Annotated in this window: 15 protein-coding genes and 6 pseudogenes; 12 read left to right on the top strand and 9 right to left on the bottom strand. The window is 46.6% G+C overall.

Going from position 1 to position 25,873, the window contains the following annotated elements; all coding sequences use genetic code 11:
• Positions 1–387: 387 nt before the first annotated feature.
• The 4 genes from ACLHV8_RS10570 to ACLHV8_RS10555 form a co-directional block, all read right to left on the bottom strand.
• Complete coding sequence (locus ACLHV8_RS10570; protein WP_208594715.1) at positions 388–2,031, bottom strand: hypothetical protein; 1,644 nt, start codon at positions 2,029–2,031, stop codon at positions 388–390.
• On the bottom strand, positions 2,024–4,873 hold the full coding sequence (locus ACLHV8_RS10565; RefSeq protein ID WP_208594716.1) for a hypothetical protein: 2,850 nt from the start codon (positions 4,871–4,873) through the stop codon (positions 2,024–2,026). The genes ACLHV8_RS10570 and ACLHV8_RS10565 overlap by 8 nt, the downstream gene beginning before the upstream one ends.
• A 228-nt stretch (positions 4,874–5,101) precedes the next feature.
• Positions 5,102–6,205 (bottom strand): glycoside hydrolase family 19 protein, encoded by a 1,104-nt coding sequence (locus tag ACLHV8_RS10560; RefSeq protein WP_050482915.1) that lies wholly within the window; start codon positions 6,203–6,205, stop codon positions 5,102–5,104.
• Positions 6,202–6,636, bottom strand: coding sequence for a hypothetical protein (locus tag ACLHV8_RS10555; protein WP_208594717.1), 435 nt, complete (start codon positions 6,634–6,636; stop codon positions 6,202–6,204). Before ACLHV8_RS10555 ends, ACLHV8_RS10560 begins: the two co-directional genes overlap by 4 nt.
• Positions 6,637–7,189: 553 nt before the next feature.
• Here ACLHV8_RS10555 and ACLHV8_RS10550 point away from each other — a divergent pair.
• The 8 genes from ACLHV8_RS10550 (at position 7,190) to ACLHV8_RS10515 (ending at position 14,279) form a co-directional block, all read left to right on the top strand.
• The gene (locus ACLHV8_RS10550; RefSeq protein WP_208594718.1) at positions 7,190–8,047 is read left to right on the top strand and encodes a lipase family protein; all 858 of its coding nucleotides are present in this window, start codon (positions 7,190–7,192) and stop codon (positions 8,045–8,047) included.
• Positions 8,048–8,058: 11 nt separating this feature from the next.
• Positions 8,059–9,549: an alkaline phosphatase D family protein gene (locus ACLHV8_RS10545; RefSeq protein ID WP_208594719.1), complete on the top strand. Its 1,491-nt coding sequence runs from the start codon at positions 8,059–8,061 to the stop codon at positions 9,547–9,549.
• A gap of 16 nt (positions 9,550–9,565) precedes the next feature.
• Positions 9,566–10,366, top strand: a complete 801-nt coding sequence (locus ACLHV8_RS10540) for a hypothetical protein (RefSeq protein ID WP_208594720.1) — start codon at positions 9,566–9,568, stop codon at positions 10,364–10,366.
• 329 nt (positions 10,367–10,695) lie between these two features.
• Positions 10,696–12,045, top strand: coding sequence for an ISNCY-like element ISLad2 family transposase (locus tag ACLHV8_RS10535; protein ID WP_410392136.1), 1,350 nt, complete (start codon positions 10,696–10,698; stop codon positions 12,043–12,045).
• Positions 12,046–12,103: 58 nt separating this feature from the next.
• A complete protein-coding gene (locus ACLHV8_RS10530) occupies positions 12,104–12,907 on the top strand; it encodes a hypothetical protein (RefSeq protein WP_000589340.1) in 804 nt (267 codons plus the stop codon).
• 108 nt (positions 12,908–13,015) lie between these two features.
• Positions 13,016–13,591, top strand: a complete 576-nt coding sequence (locus ACLHV8_RS10525) for a hypothetical protein (protein WP_410392120.1) — start codon at positions 13,016–13,018, stop codon at positions 13,589–13,591.
• Positions 13,570–13,815 (top strand): FRG domain-containing protein, encoded by a 246-nt coding sequence (locus tag ACLHV8_RS10520; protein WP_410392119.1) that lies wholly within the window; start codon positions 13,570–13,572, stop codon positions 13,813–13,815. Before ACLHV8_RS10525 ends, ACLHV8_RS10520 begins: the two co-directional genes overlap by 22 nt.
• An 83-nt stretch (positions 13,816–13,898) precedes the next feature.
• On the top strand, positions 13,899–14,279 hold the full coding sequence (locus ACLHV8_RS10515; protein ID WP_227807621.1) for a hypothetical protein: 381 nt from the start codon (positions 13,899–13,901) through the stop codon (positions 14,277–14,279).
• Positions 14,280–15,195: 916 nt separating this feature from the next.
• Here the strand turns inward: ACLHV8_RS10515 and ACLHV8_RS10510 are convergent.
• Positions 15,196–16,163: pseudogene (locus ACLHV8_RS10510) on the bottom strand (IS5 family transposase).
• A gap of 888 nt (positions 16,164–17,051) precedes the next feature.
• Between ACLHV8_RS10510 and ACLHV8_RS10505 the strand changes: the two are divergent.
• Positions 17,052–18,453: pseudogene (locus ACLHV8_RS10505) on the top strand (ISNCY family transposase).
• 32 nt (positions 18,454–18,485) lie between these two features.
• Here the strand turns inward: ACLHV8_RS10505 and arsH are convergent.
• A complete protein-coding gene (gene arsH, locus ACLHV8_RS10500; RefSeq protein ID WP_000130816.1) occupies positions 18,486–19,190 on the bottom strand; it encodes an arsenical resistance protein ArsH in 705 nt (234 codons plus the stop codon).
• Positions 19,191–19,274: 84 nt separating this feature from the next.
• Between arsH and ACLHV8_RS10495 the strand changes: the two are divergent.
• The 3 genes and pseudogenes from ACLHV8_RS10495 to arsC all read left to right on the top strand — a co-directional run bounded on the left by ACLHV8_RS10495 (position 19,275) and on the right by arsC (position 21,363).
• A pseudogene (locus ACLHV8_RS10495) lies at positions 19,275–19,593 on the top strand (metalloregulator ArsR/SmtB family transcription factor).
• Positions 19,594–19,638: 45 nt separating this feature from the next.
• Positions 19,639–20,925 (top strand): annotated as a pseudogene (locus tag ACLHV8_RS10490) (arsenic transporter).
• A 12-nt stretch (positions 20,926–20,937) separates the two neighbouring features.
• Positions 20,938–21,363: a glutaredoxin-dependent arsenate reductase gene (arsC, locus tag ACLHV8_RS10485; RefSeq protein WP_000065802.1), complete on the top strand. Its 426-nt coding sequence runs from the start codon at positions 20,938–20,940 to the stop codon at positions 21,361–21,363.
• A 59-nt stretch (positions 21,364–21,422) separates the two neighbouring features.
• On the opposite strand, the pseudogene ACLHV8_RS10480 reads toward arsC, so the two are convergent.
• The 3 genes and pseudogenes from ACLHV8_RS10480 to ACLHV8_RS10470 all read right to left on the bottom strand — a co-directional run bounded on the left by ACLHV8_RS10480 (position 21,423) and on the right by ACLHV8_RS10470 (position 25,854).
• Positions 21,423–22,249, bottom strand: a pseudogene (locus ACLHV8_RS10480) (universal stress protein).
• 18 nt (positions 22,250–22,267) lie between these two features.
• A pseudogene (locus tag ACLHV8_RS10475) lies at positions 22,268–23,744 on the bottom strand (SulP family inorganic anion transporter).
• A gap of 496 nt (positions 23,745–24,240) precedes the next feature.
• Complete coding sequence (locus ACLHV8_RS10470) at positions 24,241–25,854, bottom strand: mechanosensitive ion channel family protein (RefSeq protein ID WP_208594721.1); 1,614 nt, start codon at positions 25,852–25,854, stop codon at positions 24,241–24,243.
• Between the last annotated feature and the right edge of the window lie 19 nt (positions 25,855–25,873).

The raw sequence follows: 25,873 nt of genomic DNA, 5'->3' as shown, positions 1-25,873 counted from the left end.
ACATGCTAATGACATCTTTGTCATGAATGTCAGGGTTTACATCGATAATATACAGAGGTGAATATGAAAATGTTCGCCAGGAAAAATCAGGTAGTTGGGGGGATAGGTAAGTGTATGATTAATCGTAGTCTGTATGAACGGCAGACTCCATTTAACTTATGTTGTGCAAGAATTTAGTTCATAAGAAATAATCATCAATATGATCTTGTTTTAAATGAATATTTAAATTAAAAATTCTACTGGCTACATAGATGACTTCATGAACTAACAGATAAAAGGTGATGTTTGTCGACCTTATCGTTATCTATATGGCATCATGCTGATACTAGTTTCGAGAGAGGATCTCTGCGATGTTTGCTTACAAAGCGGCCATACGGAGATAACACTCTAGTGTAATTGCTGCGGTGGAAATAATGGAATGTCGCACTCACACCAGACAGCGAAGGGATCATTTTTCTCGGGGAAGACCATTCCGGCAATGCTATTCATTTTCACCGCTTTTAACACCTCTACGAGACGTTGTAAATCTTCTTTACCAGACGTATTATTTGACTGATTTCCGACCAGCCTTGTCCAGCTTCCTTTTTTTTCTACGGCATGGATTTGGCCGTTGGCACCCTGAATGAGCCGGTATGACTGATGTCGACTCAGATCTGTAATGGTTGAGAGTTCGTCATGCCCTTCATATCCGAACAGGTAATTCCCATGGTTTTGCCATCTAACTCTTAGCGGCTTGCAATTGTTCGTGTATTGAATAGCCAGAAAATCCGTGGATGTTCTGTCAGCGACGCTGTTACACCTGGGGTCGGTTTTATATTGTACAACTCCCTTTGGTGTGGTTGTGATGAAGTTTCCGCTTACAGGTACCAGAATGCGTTGCTCAGTAACACTATCATCGGAATAATATTGAAAAAGGTTTGTGCCTGATTCGTAAGAAATGGTTCTCTGACCTGTGCGTGCAATGGTATATAACGCATCGGACTTAGGAGCTTCATACCTGAATTCGAAATAATAACTCTGCTTACCTGAATCTTTACATGACTCTATAACTTCTGTGAAATAATGCATATCACTATGCGGCGTATCAAATGTGTATATGTTTTTATAATTACAACCGTTGCTAAATTTATGCGTCAGCGCCCAGTCATTTTTTTCATCATAACTCATCTCCTCTGTTGGCTCGCCCGTTTCAGTTTTGCGGATCATATTAAATAAGTCCGAGTACTGAAAACTGATGGTAATGCCGGCCATTTCTAATTTTGATAGGGTTGAGTAATTTTCAGTGGAGGGGGGGGGCCAGTAAGCTATCTGAACGGCTTTTCCCTTTGCAAACAATTGGGTAATAAAACCAAATTGATCCTGATCTATGTTAATGACAGGCCTTGTGTTTCCTCGCTTCATTCCGATGATGCTACCTCCAAAATAATAAACTGAGATATCGTCAGATAACTGAGTATGTTTCTCTTTGAGTAACCTACCGAAGCGGTCAAATCTATAGCTTATAGAATCGATTTGTGAAATCACACCACTTCCGGATTTTCTCAGAAAGGTTTTGGGCCCATTTGAATACTGCTCGATATTGAATTCATCATACCAATTATAATTATGTTGAGTGATAAGGTAGTCAGCAATAAGTTGGCTGCGGTCACTGGATGGTTCATTATATCCAGCTATATTTGACTCAAACTCTTCTTTATGATGCTCTATAAATTGTCGGTATTTAAATTCGTGTGAAGGAGACTTGAGTATTATTTTAACTCCCCCGCCACATATATTAACTGCCAGTCCATTTTCCTGTAGAGTAAGTGTAGTGCCGATATCACTGCACCAGCCCAGACCAAATGATGATCTCAGCAGCGAACGTGAATTATAGGTCAAATCGAGAGGGACTGAATGCACGTACCGTTCAAGGTTTGCTGTATATATGTAATTAGCATTATTCGGGGACACTAAACCTTTCTCAGCAAAAACCATCGTCGACAGTATAGCCAGCGCGCAAATAAAAAGCCGAGGCCGTAGGAGTTCAGACATATTTACCATCCATAACATGAAGATGAATCATAACCCGATCGATGATGGTGTGATCTCCCGTCACGGCCCCCACTTCAGCGACAACATGAATGACCATCTGCCAGCGCTCACGAGGTATGAGCGCAATCAGCATGACAAAAGCCTGTGCCATTACTGGGACGGCAGCAGCTTCTTTCCAGAGGTCTTGTCTTGCCCTGAAGAAATTTGCCACAAACCAGTCCTGCAACCGCTCATGTCTGAATGCATAAATATTGCCTGTTATTCCCCCTCCGGTGATGATTAATCGCTCATCCCGAAAAAACGTAAGCTCATCCGTTGTAAATTCTGACTCTGAAATACATGAGCTATTGTTTTTCCGCTCATTGTAGGCCAGTTCAGATAATCTGGTGAGTGGCAGTTCTCGATAAAATTTACCTTTATAACGTAGTGAGATGTTCTCCATAAACTGAGATATAATATTTTCATTGCTCACTGCAACATTATGCTTAAATAGCTGTTTGATAATTTCAAGATCGAACGGCGTCAATCCTTCACCAAATTTAAAATTGGCAGGAAGGCCATGAATAATATTCCGTATCTCTTCTAACGAGGTTGTCTGTATTTTATCGTGGAGTAATGCTTCCGTTAAATACTTCTCGGCACTGTCCATAGTCAATGGTGTAATGCGTAACTGTTTGCAATCCTGCAACTCAGGAACAATACCTGGCTGTGACGTTATAATGACGTTTGCTGTGGTGTATCGCAGGCAAAAATCTTGGATCCGCATTCTCGCGACAGGACTGCCTTCATTATAGCCATCAATGATGATACTAAGTGCACCGGTTGCCAGTGCTCTTTCGATGATTTTAAAGTCCGATGCTTCCTCCGGTAATCTGGCATAAACAGCAGCGATAACACCTTCTTCACATTGACGGGCACCAATCATTATCACCGGAGATTGCATTCGATGCACAAGACTCTTCACATACACGCTTTTACCTGAGCCTGACACGCCAGTAAGTAATGTGTAGCCGGAAGGTTTTTCGAGCATTTCGGCGATATTCTTTGACTCAGACCAGGAGCCATTGTCCAGGAGTGCTTCGGCATTAATCCCATTGAAATAAAATGTAACAGCTGCGCGTTTTTTATGAATTTGCTGGACGACAGGTTTTATCAGGAATCGTGTGACACCCGGAACATTAAGAAGTAAATCCAGTATGCCCAATGTTAAAATTTTCCGTAGCATGGGATTTTGCCAGATGATAGCACGGGTAGTGGCTGATGTTCGGTAACGCAGGAATAGCATGATAAGCAGCAATGACTCGGCAATAGCGAGTGCTACGGCCGTATATTTGGTATATTTGGCAATGGTGTAGACTACGCTGTCTTCCATTTCCAATGTTAACGGTGCCTGTAATAGCTCGCGCCAGGGGAAGAGCAATCCCGTTGATGAATAAGCCCGTAATTCAGTAAGTTGTGGAGTATCCATATCCTGAGGGATACTGAATTTTAGTTCTTTATCTGTAATCTGAGCATTCACAATACTTTGTTTACTACCATCATTCAGTACAGCAAAGGCTACAAGAGGGCTTACGGATGGCATGCTTGCAGAAAACCTACCGTTAGATATTTTTCGACTATTCAGGGCTGCCACTAACTCTGGCGCTGGTTCTGAATAAAATGATGCCCCCCCGTAAAAATGTGCGGCCCACAATCCATGGGAGTCCTCAAAAAGGCGTACGACGGGATTAGATGAGTCTGATAAATCAGGAACTTCAAAGATATTTTCACGGAAGACTTTATACACCTGATCCTGACATATTATCCAGGCGCCATCATCAGTGCTACGTATTACATCAATGACTGGTGACTGCACGCTGGCGATCTTTTTAACAATGCTGTTATATAACTGGAAAATTTCCCCGCGAGTGTTTGCGAGTACGGCATAATTATTTTTAGCATTAATTAATGCAGCATAAAAAGACGTGCCAGTTGTACTATCACTTAGCATATTTTGCGGGTTTGAAATAATTTTTATCTGCGAAGAGTCTGTAATCCCGAGAGCGCCGCTTTTAAATCCGACAATTACATGGCTTCCCAAAGTAAATAGATTGGCCACATAATCTAATTTTCGCGGAAAAGGCATTTTTTGTATATTAATGCTACCGTCATGGTAGGCCGCATAGAAAAGCAGACCTTTTTCAGTTTGCATTATTACAGTGCCATTCTCGCTACCAGTGATTGTCATGGGAGAATCATCAGCATCAATCTGTGACTGTGAACTGAGTTTTACGCCGGTATCGATGTTTACCTGAAAAATCTCCCCATCGTTAAGGCTTAACCATAACGTGTTTTCACCAGTACTGGTGGCAGCAGTAACTACTTTTTGACATCCCCCCTCATCTAATACATTAATTTTCTTAATTATTTTCCCGGTGGCATCTGTCTTTGTTATGCTTCCGCACAACTGAATCGCAGTAGCTGAATTTTCTGAGGCGATGACTTCAATAACAGGATTTTCTACAGGTAAAGTAGTTAAGTCACTCCTGATCGTTTGTCCTTTACTGTCAATATGGTAAAGGTTTAATCCACCTAATGTGAACCACGCACCTCCGGAACCGTCTTCACGGACATGCTCAACAGGTAACTTATCTGGGTTCTCGATATTTAATAAATCACCTGAGCCTTTGCGGGCAATACCCTGCGTAACCAAAAAGAAAGGGGAACTGTTGTCATAACCTACAAAGAGTACATCTGTCTCATCGGCAGGGATGGTTTCGCTCCAAGCATTAGAGGAAAAGATTATATATTGTAGAATAAGCAGTAAATACAGCAGTAAATTGTGCCGATTATGAATGCCCATATGATAATCCTACTCAGTTGAATATGTTCAACTACTCAATTTTAGTTCAGAAGAAACAGATTCGTCTGGGTAAAATTGCGGGGGAGCCAAAAATAACGTCATGATCCGGAATAGCACAATTTCACTATAGTTAATCCGGTGTTCATCTTGGTTCATGAATTAAGTTAACAATCAACATGATTCAACTTATGTGGTTTTTAATTGAGCGTCTTCCCTGACGCCCCCCTCTCATGAAAGGGCTTTCAGCATCGCCTTTGAGAAAGCGATTCGATCTTCGAGGATCACTTTGGCTTTGCCATTGACTCGCTCTGTTAACTTCACCAAATCCCAGTTGTCGGCGAGCGGCAGGCAGTTGCGGGTTTTCAGATACCAGCAGCCTGAAGCGGCTGCTCCTTCAGGGCTTGTACACCATTCGGCAGCTTCCTCAACGGGCATGTTGATAAATCTGGCAAACTCCTGATATTCCGATTTTCCCGTCAACTGGATCAAACCTCGCCCGCGATAGCGGTAACCGTCTCCCGAGGCTTCATCGCCATTGCCCAGTCGGTTGGCATAGACACGGTTTGCCAGTTTCATTGGCTGACGTAAGAACTGTTCGGCTTCCTGGTCGTCTTTGAAGTGACGGCCAAAAATCTTTATTAACTGGTTCAGCGTGGTGTATCGCAGATTTTCCTCAAGCTCGGAAAACGTTGCCCCTGCTTCCACCATAAATTGCCCGACAGCGGCGGCAATGCGTCGTTCGGAATGGATCTCGTAGTGATTAAATGCGTTGCCAAGCGCCGGAGCCCAGATATCGATATTCAGGCGTGGGCTTACCTGTTTTAAGGCGCTGGCAAGCGGCGATTGTGGAAGCGTCGTATAGGCAGGGGCTGCCTCAGGTGCTGGCTTGGGTGAGGCAGGGCTGACGGGCGTGGGTGGGGTGTCATCACCTGTGCCAATACTGCCAACCGATCCCCCACCATCGGCTTTTTTGGCATCAGGACCGATATAGGGGGATACGGCAGATTTGATGCGAGAATTAAAACTCCCCTCAATAAAATCGACACCGGCATATCCTGCGGCTACCACGGCCATTAGCGATTCAGCAGGAAATTTTCCGGCAAATGTGTCCAACCCCATTGTTATCCCTGAAAGGCTGCCAGCAATAAAACCGATCATCAGGGTGACCATTAAATAGCTGGCACTGAAGTTCTGCTTACTGTCGCCCGCTTCAAGTTGCAGATAACCTGCTTTTCTCAGCCCGACAACGGCCCGAATCCCTTGTCCAACCATCCCCGCCACACCGCATAAAATCAAGGCAGAGAGCGCGGTTCCTAATGTTAATTCGCTCATTTATTCACCTCAATATGTGCAATAGTCACTACATTCTGCTTAGATTGCTTCATGATTGGGCTGACGCGCAGGCTGATTTCAGCACTGTCGCTGGCATGTAATTTATACTGATTAATCCCGTACGGCGGCGTCAGCCCTTGAAGCCAACTGTCGTGTACAAACATATTGGGGGCGTCTTTATTTTGTTGCATGCCGTGAGCAATGCCCTGGAGTACTTCTTCTGCCAGCGACGTCGCCACCATAGCGGTTGGTGCTATTATGCTAGCGGCGATTGCACTGCTGTTGATGGCCGCTTCCAGCTGCTTTCCTGCATTTTGAATGTCCGCGTCAGAATCCATGTAGGGATCAAGATGGTTGCAAAAATCAAATGGCTTGCGTATCCGCAATGTTGTCATAAATACGGCAATATTATCTTCCAGAGGGCTGAACATAGTGTTTCCTCAGCAATCTGATAAGTGCGAGGGACAATACGCTTAAGTATTTTCTTTTTTGTTCAGGGTTCGATAGCACAAAAGCGTGAAACACAAAAAAAATATCGCACTTCATTATCATGGTGAATAATTTTGTCGAAGCCACCTGTTAAGCGGAGCTAATATTGTTTTAACAGATGCTTGAGTAATGTCGAGGTGGATAGGTAATGAATCCGTCATACTGGCCGTGATGGATGGCAGAAGAGCGAGCAGTTTATCGCTGCCTTTGCAAAGTCAGTGCGTTCTGTGAGTCGCATTGTTGAGAAAATAGCAGACTCAAACTACACTCAAGAATATTTTAGCTAGTTGTTGGTTTTTTATTATCCTGAATACGTTGCTGATGAGGAGTAAAAAAAACCTTATAATTATCGGCGCTTGCTTTCTTTAAATATGGGTTCTGATTTTCCTTTAGTGACAGTGTGTTGCCTGGATGATGGCTTTTATAATTATTAATGCAGCTTTCTGACAGTAGCGTGAGACCATAAACGTTTGTATCAACAGATAGGGAAAATATATGCCTGTTGCTTATAGTGCAGATAATCAATCACTTTATCATCCTGAACGAGATATAACATTATTGTGTGATTCTGACTGGCCAGATGAAATCGCGCTGGCAGCAGAATTATCACGGCTGGCATATCTGAGGGCAGAAAAAAAGGGGGCTGGAGAAAAAGAGAAGTTAACGGGCATATTAAAAGCGGCGGGGTTTGGCGCGCCCGAACTGTTGAACGATGTTGCTCGTGATGCTTACGGGTTTGCCACCTGTCATGCCAGCGGCCTGTGCGTGCTTGCCTTTCGGGGAACGCAGATTGATCACTACCAGGATTTTCTGACCAATATTCAGACATTGCCTGAATATTGTCGCTATGGACGAGTACATACCGGATTTCAAAAAAGCGCCCAAGCCCTACAGCCTCTGGCGGAAAACTGGCTCAAGAAAATGACAGCAAAGCGAACCCATTTGCTGATTTGTGGCCACAGCCTAGGTGGGGCAATAGCTACTTTGCTGGCGATGGCGTTACAGCCGGACACGTTAATAACTATAGGTTGCCCCAGAGTCGGAGACGATGCATTTGTCAGTTCCCTGCTGGGCCAGCCTCATTTGCAGGTAATCCGGGTGGTCAACTGCTGCGATGCGGTGCCGACCGTCCCCCCGACATTCCTGGGCTATGAGCATGCCGGAAATGCTCTCTACCTTGATTGCAATGGAAAGCTTCTGCATAACCCAACCGCTAGCGCACTGAAAAGCGATCGGGCGGCAGGGCGTAAAATCTATGCTCCGCTCTATGAAGCCGACCGCCTGAATCATGTTCCGGTGCGTTGGCTCGCCGATCACGCCCCTCACAATTACATCCGGGCCTTCTGGCCATAACGAGGTGTGGAATGCCATATCTGATGGTTCGACCGTTGTTAGGTAATGTTGGTGTCATCCAGCTGTGGGTGGGTGTTTTTGGGTATAAGACAGCCCCGATATTGAACTTTACGTTGAATGAAAAAGCGGTTAGCCCGGAAATAAGTAGTCAGCCTCTGGCTCCGATTCGTGATGATGACTGTCTGAACAAGCGGCCGCTAAGTTATCAGGGGATTTATGAGTTCAGTGTCCAGGGAAATGACAGTGAGCACTGCTTTAATGTGAGCATCCCGCAAGATGGCACATCGCGATTTCTGGCTGTGAAGTCGCTCCCTGCGAAAGTGCCATTTTTGGGTAACAGCTTCAAAATTATGCTGATGTCATGTTACTGCGCGGGTACCGATGCAGTGGGAGTGGGTGATTTTGTGCAACAGATACCGGTACGTCCGGATATGACGCTTTTTGCGGGTGATCAGGTTTATCTGGATCAACCGCCTTTCTTTCACATGCCGGACTCTGCTGAGGAACTCCGAAAAAACATTGCCGCCAAGTACCGTCGAAACTGGTTGTCAGATTTCACCGGGCAAAGGGGGTTACAGAAAGCGTTAACCAAAGCGCCGACATTATGTCTGCCTGATGATCACGAATTCTGGAATAACTATCCCTGGGAACAAGTCTGGAAAGAGGGGACGGGGCCGGAGCCAGGTGCAAATGGGATTAATCATTGGGAAGTTGTCGCAAGAGAGCTGTTACAGGATTTTCAACTGGGAGGCGCTCCTGCTTCCCAACAACCCTGGACGTTTTTGGAAATTGAGCCACTCAGTATGTTGTTCCTGGACACGCGAAGCTATCGACAGAAAAACTTTACCAGCCCGACTGGACTTATGCCTGACAGCGCGTGGAAGGCCGTCGAGAAATGGCGGGATAATCTGTTGGATCACCAAATTAACGGTAAGCCGCTTATCGGTGTACTTGCCACAGGGCAGGCCTTGTTTTGCGAACCAACGGGGTGGTTATTAAACAAAATGGGAGATGCTGAGCTCGCGAACTATACAACACAGTTTGCGAAACTTATGGAATCAATTGATAAGCTTGGTGAGTGTGGTGTACAGGTGATCTTCCTGACGGGAGATGTGCACTGGAACAGAGTGGCTCAAGCTAACCATACCCGGACGAAAAGGACCACTCTGACGGAGGTCATCTGCTCGCCGACCAGTTTGTGTGTGACGCCAGGAGTTGACCAGGCGAATATTGCCAAACACACGGTAGGGGGATTATTCGGTAAAAATTCTGACTGGAAAAGACATTCCGATCCCGATACCCCTCCGAAATATGTTGGTGAAAAAAATCAGTTCAGCCCGTTTGAAAAGTTCTACGGAATGAGAGGCAATCACGTCGCAATTATCGAATTTACTCGTTCAGGTTCAGGGGTAAATATGACGGTGAATTATTATCCCATTACTTATCCAGCGTCTCCTGCCGTTTCTACGAGAACGTATCCGATTATCAACGTTAATACTTAGCTTCTGGAGAATAATAATGGTCATGAATTATGCCCCAGGGTCAGAAAAGAACCCTAAACTGGTTGAGCAAAAACGCGCCGATAATGAGAACAACCTTGAGTGGTTGTTACGTGCCTTTAATGCGCTTAAAGGTAAAGAGCCTTTGGCGCAGTCATACATTTTGCTGCTTGGTGGTACGGATACGTTGTCGTGGCGAATTCGTGCTGGCCAGTCACAGCTGCGCTTTGATATGTTGCCTTCGTATTGGTCTACCTCGGCGCTGCTGTGCGCTAATGCTGAAAATGTGGATAAATCGAAAGTGCTGCATATTCCACTTTTCCAACCCCAGGGAGGTTTTTTTGCCACTGAGCGCAATGGCGTTGTGGAATCACCGGTCTCAATTTTTAAGGATTCTGAGCACTGGAAAAATATCGCATTGATAGCTTTTCCAAAAGCTCAAGAAGACGTACTGAATTCGCTTCCTCATTTTCAGAGGGGACGCAACTATATTGACGCACTTGAGCATATTCTCCGTTGGCTGGCTTTTGCGTGGGGTGTCGCAAGAACTCCCACGCCGATTAATGATGGTATTGGGCTGCCTACCGCCTGCATGCTGGAAAGTTTATATAGTGGTGCGGGGATGGATCTCACCCCAGGGCTGGAAACTCGTGCATCGACTCCTGAAGCCATCTGGGCTACAGCCTCGCGCTGGTATAAACATTTTGAAAATAATAAGCTGAAAATGCCAAAAGGGCGCTTCTGCACACCCGACAGTTACAACATCAATGATGGGCATAAAAAGCCATCGGGAAGGGCGAACAAGTCCACTGAAGACTAATTCAAAAGCAGAAGCCTGCTATAAAGCAGGCTTCTCTATAATCGCCCTGGGCATGAATACAAAAGTATTTAAACGACTGGAGCAGGAATGTGAAAAAGCCAGAAGCCATCTTGCTATAGTTGAAGGGTTGGGTAAGTGTATGACTAGTCGTTGTCTGCGGGCGGTTATGAACTAAATGAACGACAGACTTAATTTAACATAATATACATTATGCGCACTAATATTGTTAGAACCATTTAGTAATGTCACTTTTTATCCAGATAGAAACGTCACCTTAGAGTAAGCTAAACTGAATGCAATTCTAAGGGGCTCAACGCATGTTGGTGACCATGTCAGATAAAGAGATCCACCGCCTACCGGTGATACAGGCAGTTTGTGAAAAGCGTCTACGCCGTCGTGATGCAGCATCACAGCTTGGCATTTCAGAACGTCAGGCGCAACGACTTATCAATCGTTACCGAGTTTCTGGTGCTGAAGGACTTGTCAGCCGCAAACGCGGCCAGCCCAGCAACCGCCGGTTGACCGAATCTCTCAAACTACGAGTACTCACGCTGATACGTGAAAACTACAGTGACTTTGGGCCCACACTGGCCGCAGAAAAACTCAGAGAGCGCCATAATATCCGGCTTTCAATCGAGACCGTCCGCAACTGGATGACGTCTGACGGACTCTGGGTCCCGCATGCTCGCCGTAAGTCACGGGTTTATCAACCCCGACATCGGCGTGATTGTCTGGGTGAACTTATCCAGATCGACGGCTCCCACCATGACTGGTTTGAAGGCCGTGCGCCAAAATGCTGCCTGCTGGTCTTTATCGATGATGCCACCGGGCGTCTGATGCATTTGCGGTTCAGCGAGTCAGAAACAGCCTTTGACTACATGCTGGCAACCCGGGAATACATCGAGCAGCATGGGAAGCCGGTATCGCTGTACAGTGACAAACACGCAATATTTCGCGTCAGTGGTCCGGAGAAACGCAATACCACCGTTACCCAGTTCGGACGTGTGCTTTATGACCTGGCAATCGAGCTTATTTGTGCCAACAGCTCTGAAGCTAAAGGCCGCGTGGAACGTGCGAATCAGACACTTCTTCAGGATCGGCTGATCAAAGAAATGCGTCTGGAAGGTATAACCGGCATTGAGGCCGCAAATGCCTGGCTTGCCACTTTCATCGCTGACTTTAACAGCCGGTTTTCACGACCGGCTAAGTTCCCCAAAGATTTGCATCGTCCGGTGCAGGAAAGCCCCGATGAATTAAGAGACATCTTTGCCTGGCATGATGTTCGTACCGTGTCGAAATCACTGACCTTCCAGTACGATAAGATCCTTTATCTCATGGACACCACAGAAGAAAATAGCCGTCTTGCCGGTGAAAAAATTAAAGTACTGGATTATCCCGATGGCACCCTCGCCTTCCTCTATGGGCACCGGAGCCTTAAGTGCCAGGCATTTGATAAGCTGGCCTGTGTCGACCAGGGGCAGATTGTTGATAACAAACGTCTCGGGACTGTACTCCGACTGGCTCAGGTAAAACAGGATGAGCGGGAAAGCGAAGGCAAACGGGAACGAAGCAAAAAATCGCCCAGCCGTAAGGCTCAGGTGCGCATCCAGGAACAGCTCCGGGCTATCAATCCCGTTCTGGCAGACCCGAGCTTGTTTGTGGCAAGTTCAAAGCGATAGAATCGACCATCAGTGCTGCAAAGTACCGGAACAGTGAGTCCCCAAAAGGATACTTGAGATGATTAAATTCCCGACTACAAAGCGCGTTGATTTGTATAAAACTGCTGTCAGCTCTGAGCAATTACATCTAGATCTGGTTGCGGCTCAGGAGTTCATGTTCGATGCCTGGGAAAATGATGACCTGGAAGTTGTGCTGAAACTCATCAGAAAAGCTATCAAGAAATCCCCGCTCTGTGCTGACGCATACTCATTCTACTGCGAGATATCTCAAGAACCTCCTGAGTCAAAAATCGGGAAGCTGGAGACTGCTTTGTACGCAGCCAGCATTGCACTTGGCGAGGATTTTCAGGAGTTCGCAGGACGTTTCTGGGGATTTGTCGAAACACGTCCATATATGAGAGCAAAAGCAGCTTTGGCTGAGGCCTTATGGGAGTCTGGTAATTTTTATCCGGCTATGGCTCATAGCCGCGAAATGCTGAAGCTCAACCCGAACGATAACCAGGGGATTCGTCATTTATTAGCGAACTATTACCTTGAGCTTGAAATGGTGGATGATCTGGCCTTGCTACTGGACGATTATCCTGGGGATATGCGTTCGTTTTTTCAGTATACACGCGCCCTACTCGCCTACCGACAGTCATCCCCGGATGCCGATGATATCGCTAAAGCTGCGATTGATTCTAATAGACACATCCCCGGCTTGTTATCGAAGTGCAGATTACAGATCAAGTCTAACAGTGGATATATCACGTTAGGTGGAATGGATGAAGCCATTTATTATGTGAATCATAATATAAAGCCTTGGATTCGCACCTCTGGCGCAATTGATTGGATTGTAAATAATTCATTAAGTAAAATATAAGGATTTAGTTTTAATGTTTAATCTAATTATGGGCGGAGAACCTGACTATTTTGAACATTGGCCCATGTATGAACGGGTTAGTGGAGTTGTGATTTTCCTATATCACGTATGTTAGAAGGCACCTCTGATGACATCCGGTTGAAGTTAACGCCTTTGAATGATAAAGCATTATCTTATATTGAGAAATTACCTACGCTTTTTATGTCAGAACTTTATTCCCGAGACAATGTTGAATACATTACTTTGCGACTTGGTGTAATTTCAAATCTACGAACAGTTAACAAAAATGTTGAGTTTGATTTCAGAATCACTCACTCACAAGATGATGTCGTAGTGATAAACAAAGAGTTATATCAAACAGCTTTAGAATTAGGTGCATATGGGCTGAAACGGACTCACTGGGGAATAAAAGCACGTGATTTAAATCAAACATTAGCACTTCTAAATATAACGACAAGAAGTACACCACTTCCTCCTACTGAAGCACTTCCTGATGAAGTTGATAACTACCCAATAATAGATAATGTTCAAAGTTTCATGGCGCGTGTTTTAGAACAAGATCATGAAGAAGATGCAGAAATATTTTATCGTGGACATTCTGATGTATCTTACGAGTTGGCTCCATCAGTTTTCAGGAAAAACAAAAAGGTAACTTCAAGCATTTGCACAGTGAATCAAATTTAGTCCGTGAAGCCCTAACAGCAAGGCCAACTGAGTTTGTTGATGATAAAACAATGCTAGACAAGTTAGTAAGGATGCAACACTACGGACTACCAACTCGTTTGTTGGATATAACATCAAATCCACTAATCGCTCTGTATTTCGCTTGTTGCGACATTAGTAATAATGAAAATACAAATGAGGTTGATGGACATGTTATTATTTTCAAAACAAAAGGGATCGTATAAAATTCTTTGACTCTGATACAGTAAGTTGCATATCAAATATATCAATGCTAAGTCAAACACTGAAAGATCAGCTGGATTGTAAAATGGACAAGGAGGCTTTCAATAAAACTGAAGCTTGTCAAAAACTCATACATTACATTAAAGATGAAAAACCTTATTTTAAAGATGTAATTATACCATCAGATTTGGAAAGGTTAATTTTCGTTAAAGGAAGAAATAATAATGAAAGGATGTCATCACAGTCAGGTGCATTCTTATTATTTGGGAATAATGCTGTTTATCCCGATTTAGTTTCAAACCCTGATGATGCTATGCAAGAGTTTAAAGTAGAAAAAATAGTGATCAGAAACAAAGCTAGAATACTTAAGGAACTCGCAAGGTTAAACATTACAGATGCGACAGTTTATCAAGGCATGGAAAGGACAATGAAACTAATTGCGGCCAAATTTTCCGCAGGAGATTGATCTTCATGTGGTTTTTTGACACACTAGCCTGTCGCTACTGGCATTGGTCCCTTGTATGCTAAGCATATGAACTCTGGTGTGTGTTGGACAGGAGCAATTAACCAGTCGTATAGTAAAATTTGAATGTAAAAATATAAAACAAGGAGTTGAGAATGAACCCCATTACTTTGAGTGAAATGAGTGATGAAGATTGAAGAGGTAAAAATCATTTCTTCATATGAACCTCAAGATGATGAGATTGCGATCGTTTTTGATAGTTCAAAATTACTGGAGGTAATGCACTGGATTTTTTTCCAGTTCACCAAGCAATCACATTCTAATGTTAAAGTGTACGGAGATTCTAATGGTGTTTCGTACCTGCAATTAAACAGTATAACGTTAGCGTTAGGCACTTTCTTTGCCACATCAGTAATGATACCTTTTTAGTAAATCTTGTTTCAAATTATATTCAGAAAAAAATTGATAACTTTGGAACTAGAGATATAGACGTTAAAGTCTCTATAATTAAAAAAATAAATCAGGAAAACATGTGAAATACACTGTTTCTGGAAAAGTAGACGATGTTTTAAAAGTAATTAACAAAATCAAATAAAAATCTATATAGATATTATGAATATTCACGAAAAGTTAAAGCGTTGGATGTGTATTACTCAAGAAGATAGTGCTATTCTTGATTATCTTAATGCTGAGTTAAAAAAGCTCAATCCTTGAGCTTGAATAATGAATCAAACAGATTGTTTTTATACAAAACAATTTTACTAGCCCATTTAAAATATATTCAAGTCATTAATTTACTTACAAGAGGTGATTTTTATGAAGCATGGGTAGAACTTGAAAGGATAGAAATAGATTTAATACATGGCTTTGTTGAATAAATCAGATTTCGGGTAAGTCTCCCCCGTAGCGGGTTGTGTTTTCAGGCAATACGCACGCTTTCAGGCATACCTGCTTTCGTCATTTTGTTCAGCGCTCGTACCAGGGCCATAGCCTCTGCAACCTGACCATCGTAGTCACGCAGTGTCAGTGAACCTCCGAACAGCTGTTTTACCCGGTACATCGCCGTTTCCGCTATCGAGCGACGGTTATAATCTGTTGTCCATTTCCACCGCGCATTACTCCCGGTCAGCCGCTGATTCGCAACAGCACGGTTACGGTCTGCATATTCACCGGGCCAGTAACCCGCGCCTTTTCGGGGCGGGATAAGCGCGCTGATTTTCTTACGCCGCAGTTCATCGTGACAGAGCCGGGTGTCGTAAGCGCCGTCTGCCGATGCTGCCCTGATTTTTCTGTGAGTCTGCCGGATAAGACCCGGGAAGGCTTCTGAGTCCGTCACATTGTTCAGCGACAGGTCTGCACAGATGATTTCATGTGTGTTGCTGTCAACTGCCAGATGCAACTTTCGCCAGATACGGCGGCGTTCCTGGCCATGTTTTTGACTTTCCATTCGCCTTCACCAAAGACCTTCAGCCCGGTGGAATCAATCACCAGATGCGCGATTTCACCCCGGGTGGGCGTTTTGAAACTGACATTAACCGACTTTGCGCGCTTGCTGACACTGGTGTAATCCGGGCAGCGCAACGGAACATTCATCAGTGTAAAAATGGAATCAATAAAACCCTGTGCAGCCCGCAGGGTCAACCTGAACACGCGTTTAATGACCAGAACGGTGGTGATGGCGAGATCAGAATAGCGCTGAGGTCTTCCCCGTGATGAAGGCGTTGCCGACTCATACCAGGCCTGAATAGCTTCATCATCCAGCCAGAAAGTTATGGAGCCACGGTTGATGAGGGCTTTATTGTAGGTGGGCCAGTTGGTGATTTTGAACTTTTGCTTTGCCACGGAACGGTCTGCGTTGTCGGGAAGATGCGTGATCTGATCCTTCAACTCAGCAAAAGTTCGATTTATTCAACAAAGCCTTAATACATATTAAAGAAAATAATGAGTTTCTGCCTGAGGTTAATTTCTATGGTGTTAACTTCTTAGCGAGAATGGTATGTAATTGGCAGGCGTTATTCCCATATAAAATCTTCGGTAGTTCTCGTGAAATAATAAAAGAAGTGAAATGTTCAGTATGTAATACAACCCGTAGTTTTATTAATGATTGTGGTCATGTTAAAAATAAACTTTATAATGGAGTTCTTTGCTTTGATGAAGTGATCGATTTTGAATTAATTACTTATGACATAGTTAGTAATCCCGTTAACAAATGTAGTGTTTTTTTCTCCAATGATGGTGATCATTATAACTATTCAACTTTAATTAGTGTTGTCAAATACATACAATCCCCACATCAAATTTTCAATATTACGACCTGGAGATTTAAGGCGAAAGAACATGATGGAGTATTATCGCCAGAAAATATTTGTCCATGTGGAGATTCTTTAAAAAATATGCAGATTGTTGTTTGCCACGTAATGGTATTTATAAAAACATATAGATATTTGGTTTCCCTTCCCGTTGAATGTAGAACCTATTTAGAACCAGATATTCAATAACTAAAGATCCCGTTGACACAGATATTTCCATATTAAGATGTTTTCGTTATATTTTTATTCCAGTCTTTCATATTTAACTTTTGCTTTATTAATTGGTTGAGTGGGATAACGCAGCAGTCACATTAATATGATTACATAGGCTGAAAGTGCCCTTTCTATCTTGCACAAAGAGGTGACATTTTAAACTTGCTTTGACAAATATTGTAGTAGCAAAGTTGTAATGTCCGATAATGGCTAAGTTAAGATGTCCGGCGTGTATAATCAAGTAAGGATTACCATGACGGCTCTCGCAGCGGAGTTTTTCACATTGGATGAAGTTAACCGACTCAAAATCATTCAGGATGTCATCGACCGGCGTCTGACAACACAAATGGCAGCTCAGCGGCTTGGTATCTCCGACCGTCAGTGCCGTCGTCTGCTTGCGCGTTATCGTGAAGATGGTCCGATTGGCATGACCAGCCGCCGTCGTGGTAAATCCAGTAACAACCAGTTGCCTCAGGGACTGGCCGCATACGCGCTGAACATTATTCGCGAACGCTATAACGATTTCGGTCCGACGCTGGCCTGTGAAAAACTGTCTGAGGTGCACGGTGTTCATCTTTCCAAAGAAACCGTCCGTAAGCTGATGACTCAGGCCAGTCTGTGGGTCCCACGTAAGCAACGTGCGCCAAAAATTCAGCAACCTCGTTACCGCCGTGCCTGTGCCGGTGAACTCATACAAATCGACGGCTGCGACCACCACTGGTTTGAAAATCGGGGACCTAAGTGTACGGCACTGGTTTACGTTGATGACGCAACCAGTCGTTTAATGCAGCTTCTTTTCGTGAAATCTGAGTCTACTTTCACCTATTTTGAAGCGACCCGGGGCTATATTGAAAAACATGGCAAACCGCTTGCGCTGTACAGCGACAAAGCCAGCGTATTCAGGATCAACAATAAAAATGCAACCGGCGGCGACGGCGATACCCAGTTTGGCCGTGCGATGCATGAACTGAACATTCAGACCATTTGTGCAGAAACCAGTGCTGCCAAAGGCCGCGTTGAACGGGCGCACCTGACGCTTCAGGACCGACTGGTCAAGGAGCTCAGGCTCCAGGGCATCAGTTCCATGGAAGCTGCGAACGCATTTGCCGAAGAGTTCATGAACGATTACAACCGTCGTTTCGCAAAAGCGCCTCGCCAGGCGTTTGATGTTCATCGGGAACTGGATGTCATGACGATCTTGATATGGTATTTAACTGGCGTGAAGCTCGTAAAGTGTCGAAATCACTCACAGTGCAATACGACAAAGTCCTTTATCTGATTGAAGACAGCGAATTCAGTCGTCGGGCGATTGGTAAATACATCGATGTCTGGCATTACCCGGATGGACATAAAGAGCTCCGGCTTAATGGCGTATCACTTCCCTACTCCACCTATGACAAGCTTTCTGAAATCGATCAGGGGCCATTGTGGATAACAAACGTCTGGGGCGGGCCCTGGAAATGGCGCAGCTGGTCCAGGCCGAGCGGGATAATAACCGGTCGCAATCCGTACCATCCGGAGACGGCCCTTCTCGCAGGCGTAAAGCTCCCACGACGAAGAAATCCCAGCGTTCCCTGGATCAGGACGATATGTTCAATGCCCTGGTGAAACTTCAGTCACGCTCTGAAGAGATATTTGGGAAGAAACCGATTTAAAGCCCGGTAATCCATCCGGGCATGCCTGGCTGTCAGATTTTGGCCTGATTGACCCGTGCCGCGAGCTCCTGATGACTCTCTTTCCTTTCGCTGTAGCGGTCGGACAGGTAGGCTGTGTGCCCTTTCAGGAGTAACGTCATTTTGAACAACTCTTCGGTAACGTCGACAATCCTGTCATACCAGGGTGAGGGTTTCATGCGCCCTTCATCATCAAATTCCTGCCATGCCTTTGGCACTGACGACTGATTGGGGATGGTGAACATCCGCATCCAGCGGCCAAGTATCCGCATCTGATTGACCGTGTTAAACGACTGTGAACCACCACAAACCTGCATGACGGCCAGCGTTTTACCCTGGGAAGGACGAACAGCACCTTCACTCAGGGGTATCCAGTCAATCTGGGCCTTCATCACCGAGCTCATGGCGCCATGTCTTTCCGGAGAACTCCAGACCATTCCGTCACACCACCTGACCAGCTCGCGGAGTTCAAGCACTTTGGGGTGACTTTCGGGCGCATCATCGGGTAACGGCAGACCGGATGGGTTAAATATTTTCACCTCAGCCCCCATCTTTGCCAGCAACCGCCCGGCCTCTTCCGCTGCAAAACGACTGTAGGACCGCTCTCGTACTGAACCGTACAGGATGAGAATTCGCGGCATGGTTTCGTTGTTGCCCGTAAGTTTGCTGGCAAGCGCATCATCAAAATAAGCCGGTTCGATTGCTGGTAAGTCGGTCATAAAAAATCTCCATTTCATAAGCTATGCTTTAAAAGTTATCACATATGAAATACCATATGTATTGTTATTTTTACGAGGTTAAGCATGCTACAGCCTGTTCAGCTTTTTAAACTGCTCGCCGACGAGACCCGTTCAACTATCGTGATGCTTCTCAGGAGTCCGGTGAAATGTGCGTCTGTGACATCTGTGCGGCAACCGCAGAGTCTCAGCCAAAAATTTCTCGCCATATGGCCCTTTACGTGAAGCCGAGCTGGTCATCGACCGTCGCGAAGGAAAATGGGTGCATTACCGACTGTCGCCACACATGCCAGCATGGGCTGCGGGTATTATTGATACAGCCTGGAACTGTGAACGAGAAAACATACGCAACAAGCTCAGTAGCGTGGCATCTGTCTCCTGCTGATGGCGATATATATATCCGAATAAACAAATGTGAATGGAGTTTCTGATGTTACTGGCTGGTGCTATCTTTTTATTCACGCTCGTCCTGGTTATCTGGCAACCCAGAGGGCTGGGGATTGGCTGGAGTGCCTCACTGGGCGCAATTCTGGCATTGCTGACTGGCGTCGTTCATCTGGGGATATTCCGGTGGTCTGGCAGATAGTGTGGAATGCGACCGCCACCTTTATCGCCGTGATCATCATCAGTCTTCTGCTCGACGAATCCGGCTTCTTTGAATGGGCCGCGCTGCACGTTGCCCGTTGGGGGAATGGCCGGGGGCGGCTGCTCTTCACCTGGATCGTCCTGCTTGGTGCGATGGTTGCGGCACTGTTTGCCAACGACGGTGCGGCACTGATCCTGACACCTATCGTTATCGCGATGCTGCTGGCGCTGGGATTCAGCCGGGGAGCAACCTTAGCGTTTATCATGGCCGCAGGGTTTATCGCTGACACGGCAAGCCTGCCACTGATTGTCTCAAACCTGGTGAATATCGTCTCGGCGGATTTCTTTAAGCTTGGTTTCTCAGAATATGCCGCCGTGATGGTCCCGGTTAACCTGGCCGCGATTGCGGCTACGCTGGTGATGCTGCATCTGTTTTTCCGTAAGGACATTCCCGCCGTTTACGACGTTTCTCTGTTGAAAGAACCGAAAGACGCTATACGTGATGTGAATACCTTTAAAACCGGCTGGCTGGTTCTGGTGTTGCTTCTGGTGGGATTCTTCGGACTGGAGCCGCTGGGCGTACCGGTCAGTTTGGTCGCAGCCGCTGGTGCATTGCTTCTGTTTGCTGTTGCGAAAAAAGGGCATGCCATTAACACCGGTAAGGTGCTGCGTGGTGCGCCCTGGCAAATCGTTATCTTCTGCTGGGGATGTACCTGGTGGTCTACGGCTTACGAAATGCCGGTCTGACCCACTATCTCTCTTCCTTGCTGAATCAGCTGGCAGAGCAGGGATTGTGGGCGGCAACGCTGGGTACGGGCTTCCTGACGGCCTTCCTGTCATCAGTGATGAACAATATGCCGACCGTGCTGGTCGGGGCGCTGTCGATTGATGGCAGCACAGCGACCGGTGTTATCAAAGAAGCGATGATTTACGCCAACGTCATCGGCAGCGACCTGGGGCCAAAATTACCCCTATCGGCAGTCTGGCAACGTTACTGTGGCTGCACGTTCTGTCGCAGAAAAATATCAAAATTACCTGGGGATATTACTTCCGGGTGGGCATTGTCATGACAATCCCCGTGCTGTTTGTCACGCTTGCAGCACTGGCGCTTCGTCTGTCTTTCACTTTGTAATGAGATACTGATATGAGCAACATTACCATTTATCACAACCCGGCCTGCGGCACGTCACGCAATACCCTTGAAATGATCCGCAACAGCGGTACAGAGCCGACCGTTATTCATTATCTTGAAACCCCACCATCACGAGCTGAGCTGGTAAAACTCATTGCGGATATGGGGATCACGGTACGAGCGCTGCTGCGTAAGAATGTCGAACCTTTTGAAGCGTTAGGGCTGGCGGAAGACCGCTTTACTGACGAGCAGTTAATCGATTTTATGTTGCAGCACCCTGTTCTGATCAATCGCCCTATCGTGGTAACGCCGCTGGGTACCCGGCTATGCCGCCCTTCTGAAGTCGTGCTGGATATTCTTCCCGATGCGCAGAAAAGCGCGTTCACGAAAGAGGACGGTGAGAAGGTAGTTGATGAAAAAGGTAACCGGCTGAACTAAACGTGTTCTTGTGACGAAGGGCGAGAGAACTCGCCCTTTTTTATTTAAGATAATCAGTGCTAACGGAGGATAAGAAGCGGTTGTTGCGTCTTTTGCAGCATTTCGGAGGTATGACTACCGATAAAGAACTGCCGCAACCTGGAATGACCGAGGCCCCCATCACTATCAGATCGACAGCATTTTCCTCGGCGTAACGAATAAGCGCGTCCCCGACTGATTGCCCGGTAAGATGTGTTGTGCTGTTTTCTATATCCGCGTCACGTAAAATTTGCTGTGCGGTCAGCAGCTCTTCCTTCTTACCGTTTACCATGACAAGGTGGCACTCCAGCCCCCTGAGTAAGGGACTCATCGTCAGACGTTCCAGGTTACTCCTGCTTTCTTCACTGCCATCATAAGCCAGCATGACTCTGGAAGGCACTGAGTAGTTCTCCGGAACAACCAGTAGGGGTTTCTTTTGCAGACGAATAACGCTTTCCAGATGAGAGCCTACCGGATGCTGGCTACCCCGACGCCCCAGCACCATGAGACGAAGGTCGCTCAGCTCTGCCAGAACTTCATCCGGTGTACCGTGTTTTTGCATCAAAAGCACATCCGGGCTTCCCTGTTTTTGAAGCAGTTCAGCACAACTTTCCAGTATTGCTTTCCCCTGGGCCATCAGCAGGCGATTACGTTGCCCTTCAATTTCTACCAGCTCATCGGTCAGCAATTGCTGACTGTCTATGCCGAGAGTGCCGGTCAGGTCTGACACTACCGGGGTGCTGTCTTTTTCGATAACGTGCAACAGTGCTAGCTGTGATTGCAAAGTGCGGGCTGCCCACGCCGCATATTCACACACTGACCGCGTTGAAAGTGAACCGTCCACACAGGCTGTAACAGTATTATTCATAGTTTTCCCTCCAGTCTGTTAATGACCGCCCATCAGTTTTTCGACTTCTTCAGGTTTATCGTGAACACCAAACCGGTCAACGATGGTGCGGGTGGCTTCATTCATCCCACGTATTTCAACCCCGGCGCCCTCTCTACGGAACTTAATGACCACCTTATCCAGGGCGCTGACGGACGTGATGTCCCAGAAATGGGCATGTGAAACGTCTATCACCACATTCTCAATCGCTTCACGGAAATCAAAGTGGCTCGTAAAGCGGTCTGCTGATGCAAAGAATACCTGGCCGGTGACGGTATACGTCCGGCTCGTCCCCCAGAACTGAGGTTACACGCATGAACCGGGATACTTTAGTGGCAAAATTGAGCGAAGCAATCAGTACACCGGTCAGCACACCGAAGGCCAGATTATGTGTTGCCACCACAACCGCGACGGTGGCAAGCATGACCACGCTGGTTGAAAGGGGGTGTGTCCGCAGGTTGGCAATGGAGCGCCAGGAGAATGTCCCGATGGAAACCATAATCATCACCGCGACCAGCGCTGCCATCGGAATTTGGGAGACCCAGTTGCGCAGGAACACAATCAGGCAAAGCAGCACCACGCCCGCCGTGAGGGTTGAAAGTCGTCCGCGTCCACCGGATTTTACGTTGATAACAGATTGCCCAATCATCGCGCAGCCTGCCATTCCTCCGATAAAGGATGTGCAGATGTTCGCGATGCCCTGAGCTTTGCACTCCCTGTTTTTGTCGCTTGGCGTGTCGGTCATGTCATCCACGATAGTGGCGGTCATCATCGACTCAAGCAGGCCAACCACCGCAAGCCCCGCAGAATATGGCAGGATGATGAGCAGCGTCTGAAGATTTAAAGGCACGTCCGGGAGCAGGAAGACCGGCAGACTGTCGGGAAGTTTCCCCATATCCCCGACGGTTCGCACATCCAGATGCAGCCACATGGCAATCCCAGTCAGCACCACGATGCACACAAGCGGTGAAGGAATGGTTTTGTTGATATAAGGGAAGAGATAGATGATCCCCAGCCCTGCCGCAGTCATGGCATAAACATGCCATGTCACATTGGTCAGCTCAGGCAACTGGGCCATAAAAATCAGTATTGCCAGTGCATTAACAAACCCCGTGACCACTGAGCGTGAAACAAAACGCATCAGCCCGCCAAGCTTCAGATATCCGGCTATCAGCTGGAATACCCCGGTCAGTATGGAGGCAGCCAGTAAATACTGTAAGCCATGATCTTTCACCAGCGTCACCATCAGGAGAGCCATTGCACCGGTGGAGGACGAAATCATCGCCGGACGTCCGCCAAAGAAGGCCATAACGAGAGGAATACAGAACGCCGAGTAGAGGCCCACCTGGGGATCAACACCGGCGATAATGGAAAAGGCGATCGCTTCTGGAATGAGTGCGAGCGCGACAACAATACCGGCCAGAACGTCACCACGGACGTTACCCAGCCAGTCCTTACGCGTCGAGGACAGCAACATAGTAATTTCTCAGTTTTTAGATACAGTCAGCCCTGGAGGGCTACATTTTTACGTACGGTAAAGCACATCCGCAGACGGGATGTTATTGAGTGCGTGCTGAGGCTTGCTCAGTACGACAGAGGAAGGAAAAACTCAGGGTGGCGTAATACGCATAGCGGTTGTCAGATTCTCCATAGCGGATGTGTATATATTGTCGGCTCTGTTGTCAGGAAGAACTTACAGAACACGTCGCGTTTGAACATGAAACACTTCAAAGCAGCCCAATACTACAAATAAAGCGAATACGGGGTCAACCCAACAAGGTACTCAAACGAAGAGGTTAAGATGCGATTTTTATCCAGGAATTCAATATTATCAAAGGACATTTGAACTTTGCCCCACCCCGGACATCTCTACTTAGCTTTGACAAATATGAATCCATGGAAAATCTACACATTATCTGTTGTCATTGCCCTGGTCATTGAGCCCACTGAAAGTACCTTCCAGACGCTGTTCATCATTTTCCGTTTTCAGGTGGCGTCGCTGGTGCGCTATACCAGTTCTCTTTTGGCACCATCACACTGTTTTCCGGTTGCAATACAAAGTTCGGAGACATGATCTGCACGTTAAATTCATTGAAGACGTCCTGAATATTGCTGTGCAGTTCGTTACGGCCATCTGCCAGTGACAAATCCGGCAGCAGTCGTACCTGTAATTCATAAGCAATGTACCAATCCATCAGACTCAACTGTCGCACCAACGGTGGCTGTGAAAGATCGATTCCTTTGGCACGTTTGGCCGCCAACTCCAACATTGCATGCACCTGACGCCATGGCGTGTCGTAACCAATGGTGACGCCGACAGTCAGGTTAACGCCACCGTTTGTACTTTGCGCACTCAAATTGGTAATTTTACCGCTTACCACGACAGCGTTCGGCACGGTAACCACGTAGTTTTCACGGGTGATAATTTTGGTTGCAAGCATACCAATTTCACTTACCAGCCCCTCGTTATCTGCCACCCGAATCATGTCTCCTTTGCGGAGAGCACGCGAGTAAATCAAAACCAGACCACTCATTGCATGGTTCATCACCCCGGCAGAGCCTAGCGTGAGCATCAGGCCAAAGAAAACACTGATGCCTTTAAAAGCCAGTGAATTGGCCCCGGGCAAAAAAGGATAAGCTGCCGAAAGCGCAAAGAGCCACACCACGACTGAAATCAGCTTGCGGGTTGCACCAACTGTTTCAGGATGGATACCGGGCAGTTGCAAACGCCCTGCTTCCACCTGATTGAGTACCATCTTTAACAACTTCAAAATGAAGGCGGTAATAAGGAAGATGATCAGAACAATCAACAGGCCCGGTAACGCTGAGACAATAGACAGCGCGATATCGCGTACCACGCGTACGGACCACTCTCCCAGAGACTCTCCCCAGACGCGCGTCCAGGGGAACAGGCTGAAGGTCCAACTCAGCCAGACATAGAGTGCGACAATTCCCAGTAAAATCATCAACAACGCATACAGGCGCGTTTCGATAGCACCGATAAACCGCCGCCAGCGCTGAGGTATCCAGCTTCGATTCTCAAAAATACGCCGGCGATAAACACGTTTGATCCAGCGCCATGAACGGTATGTGCCGTACCAGAACAGCACCAGTGCCAGCAGTCCCGCTACGGTCTTCACCGCCGATAGCGCCAGCCAGCCGCTGTTATACTGATCGCTCAAGGCTGAGCGTTGCGCTTCCATACGCGCCAGTACGCGCTGCGCCGCCTGGTCAAGCGTAAGATCGTCTCCCTCGTCGAGATCGCCTGCTGTCAGTAGCATCACCGGTTTGCCGTTCATCACGATGAGCCGTCCCGGCTGGTTATAACGATTTACTGACACAATCTTTAGCGGTTCGCGAACATCAGCTTCAGTGAAATTTCGTAGCGTATTGCGGATGCGTAACACCCGTTCTTCTGGCGTGGTAAGACCGAACTTTGCCTGTAGCATGACGATCGGTTGATGGAAAATATAAACCGTGCGAGCGCGCTCCTTTTCAGTGGGCTCCTGTCGAGGTTCCGCCGCATGGGAATTAACAAGCACAGAGAAGAGAAAACACGTTAAAAGCGCGAGCACAATCCTGTTCATATTCGCCACCGAAAACGCG

Origin of the sequence: Enterobacter sp. CPE_E863 (assembly GCF_046521465.1) — a bacterium.
Lineage (GTDB): Bacteria > Pseudomonadota > Gammaproteobacteria > Enterobacterales > Enterobacteriaceae > Enterobacter > Enterobacter adelaidei.
Note: the sequence above shows the minus strand (reverse complement) of the source record. Positions and strands in the feature narration are given on the sequence as shown.

What these genes read in the sequence shown, in the direction of transcription:
- arsH (WP_000130816.1), bottom strand. Translation starts at nt 19,190, where the DNA reads ATGACCGACTTACCAGCAATCGAACCGGCTTATTTTGATGATGCGCTT.
- ACLHV8_RS10560 (WP_050482915.1), bottom strand. Translation starts at nt 6,205, where the DNA reads ATGAGCGAATTAACATTAGGAACCGCGCTCTCTGCCTTGATTTTATGC.
- ACLHV8_RS10530 (WP_000589340.1), top strand. Translation starts at nt 12,104, where the DNA reads ATGATTAAATTCCCGACTACAAAGCGCGTTGATTTGTATAAAACTGCT.
- ACLHV8_RS10550 (WP_208594718.1), top strand. Translation starts at nt 7,190, where the DNA reads ATGCCTGTTGCTTATAGTGCAGATAATCAATCACTTTATCATCCTGAA.
- ACLHV8_RS10470 (WP_208594721.1), bottom strand. Translation starts at nt 25,854, where the DNA reads ATGAACAGGATTGTGCTCGCGCTTTTAACGTGTTTTCTCTTCTCTGTG.
- ACLHV8_RS10515 (WP_227807621.1), top strand. Translation starts at nt 13,899, where the DNA reads ATGGACAAGGAGGCTTTCAATAAAACTGAAGCTTGTCAAAAACTCATA.
- ACLHV8_RS10570 (WP_208594715.1), bottom strand. Translation starts at nt 2,031, where the DNA reads ATGTCTGAACTCCTACGGCCTCGGCTTTTTATTTGCGCGCTGGCTATA.
- ACLHV8_RS10540 (WP_208594720.1), top strand. Translation starts at nt 9,566, where the DNA reads ATGGTCATGAATTATGCCCCAGGGTCAGAAAAGAACCCTAAACTGGTT.
- ACLHV8_RS10565 (WP_208594716.1), bottom strand. Translation starts at nt 4,873, where the DNA reads ATGGGCATTCATAATCGGCACAATTTACTGCTGTATTTACTGCTTATT.
- ACLHV8_RS10535 (WP_410392136.1), top strand. Translation starts at nt 10,696, where the DNA reads ATGTCAGATAAAGAGATCCACCGCCTACCGGTGATACAGGCAGTTTGT.
- arsC (WP_000065802.1), top strand. Translation starts at nt 20,938, where the DNA reads ATGAGCAACATTACCATTTATCACAACCCGGCCTGCGGCACGTCACGC.
- ACLHV8_RS10545 (WP_208594719.1), top strand. Translation starts at nt 8,059, where the DNA reads ATGCCATATCTGATGGTTCGACCGTTGTTAGGTAATGTTGGTGTCATC.
- ACLHV8_RS10525 (WP_410392120.1), top strand. Translation starts at nt 13,016, where the DNA reads ATGTTAGAAGGCACCTCTGATGACATCCGGTTGAAGTTAACGCCTTTG.
- ACLHV8_RS10555 (WP_208594717.1), bottom strand. Translation starts at nt 6,636, where the DNA reads ATGTTCAGCCCTCTGGAAGATAATATTGCCGTATTTATGACAACATTG.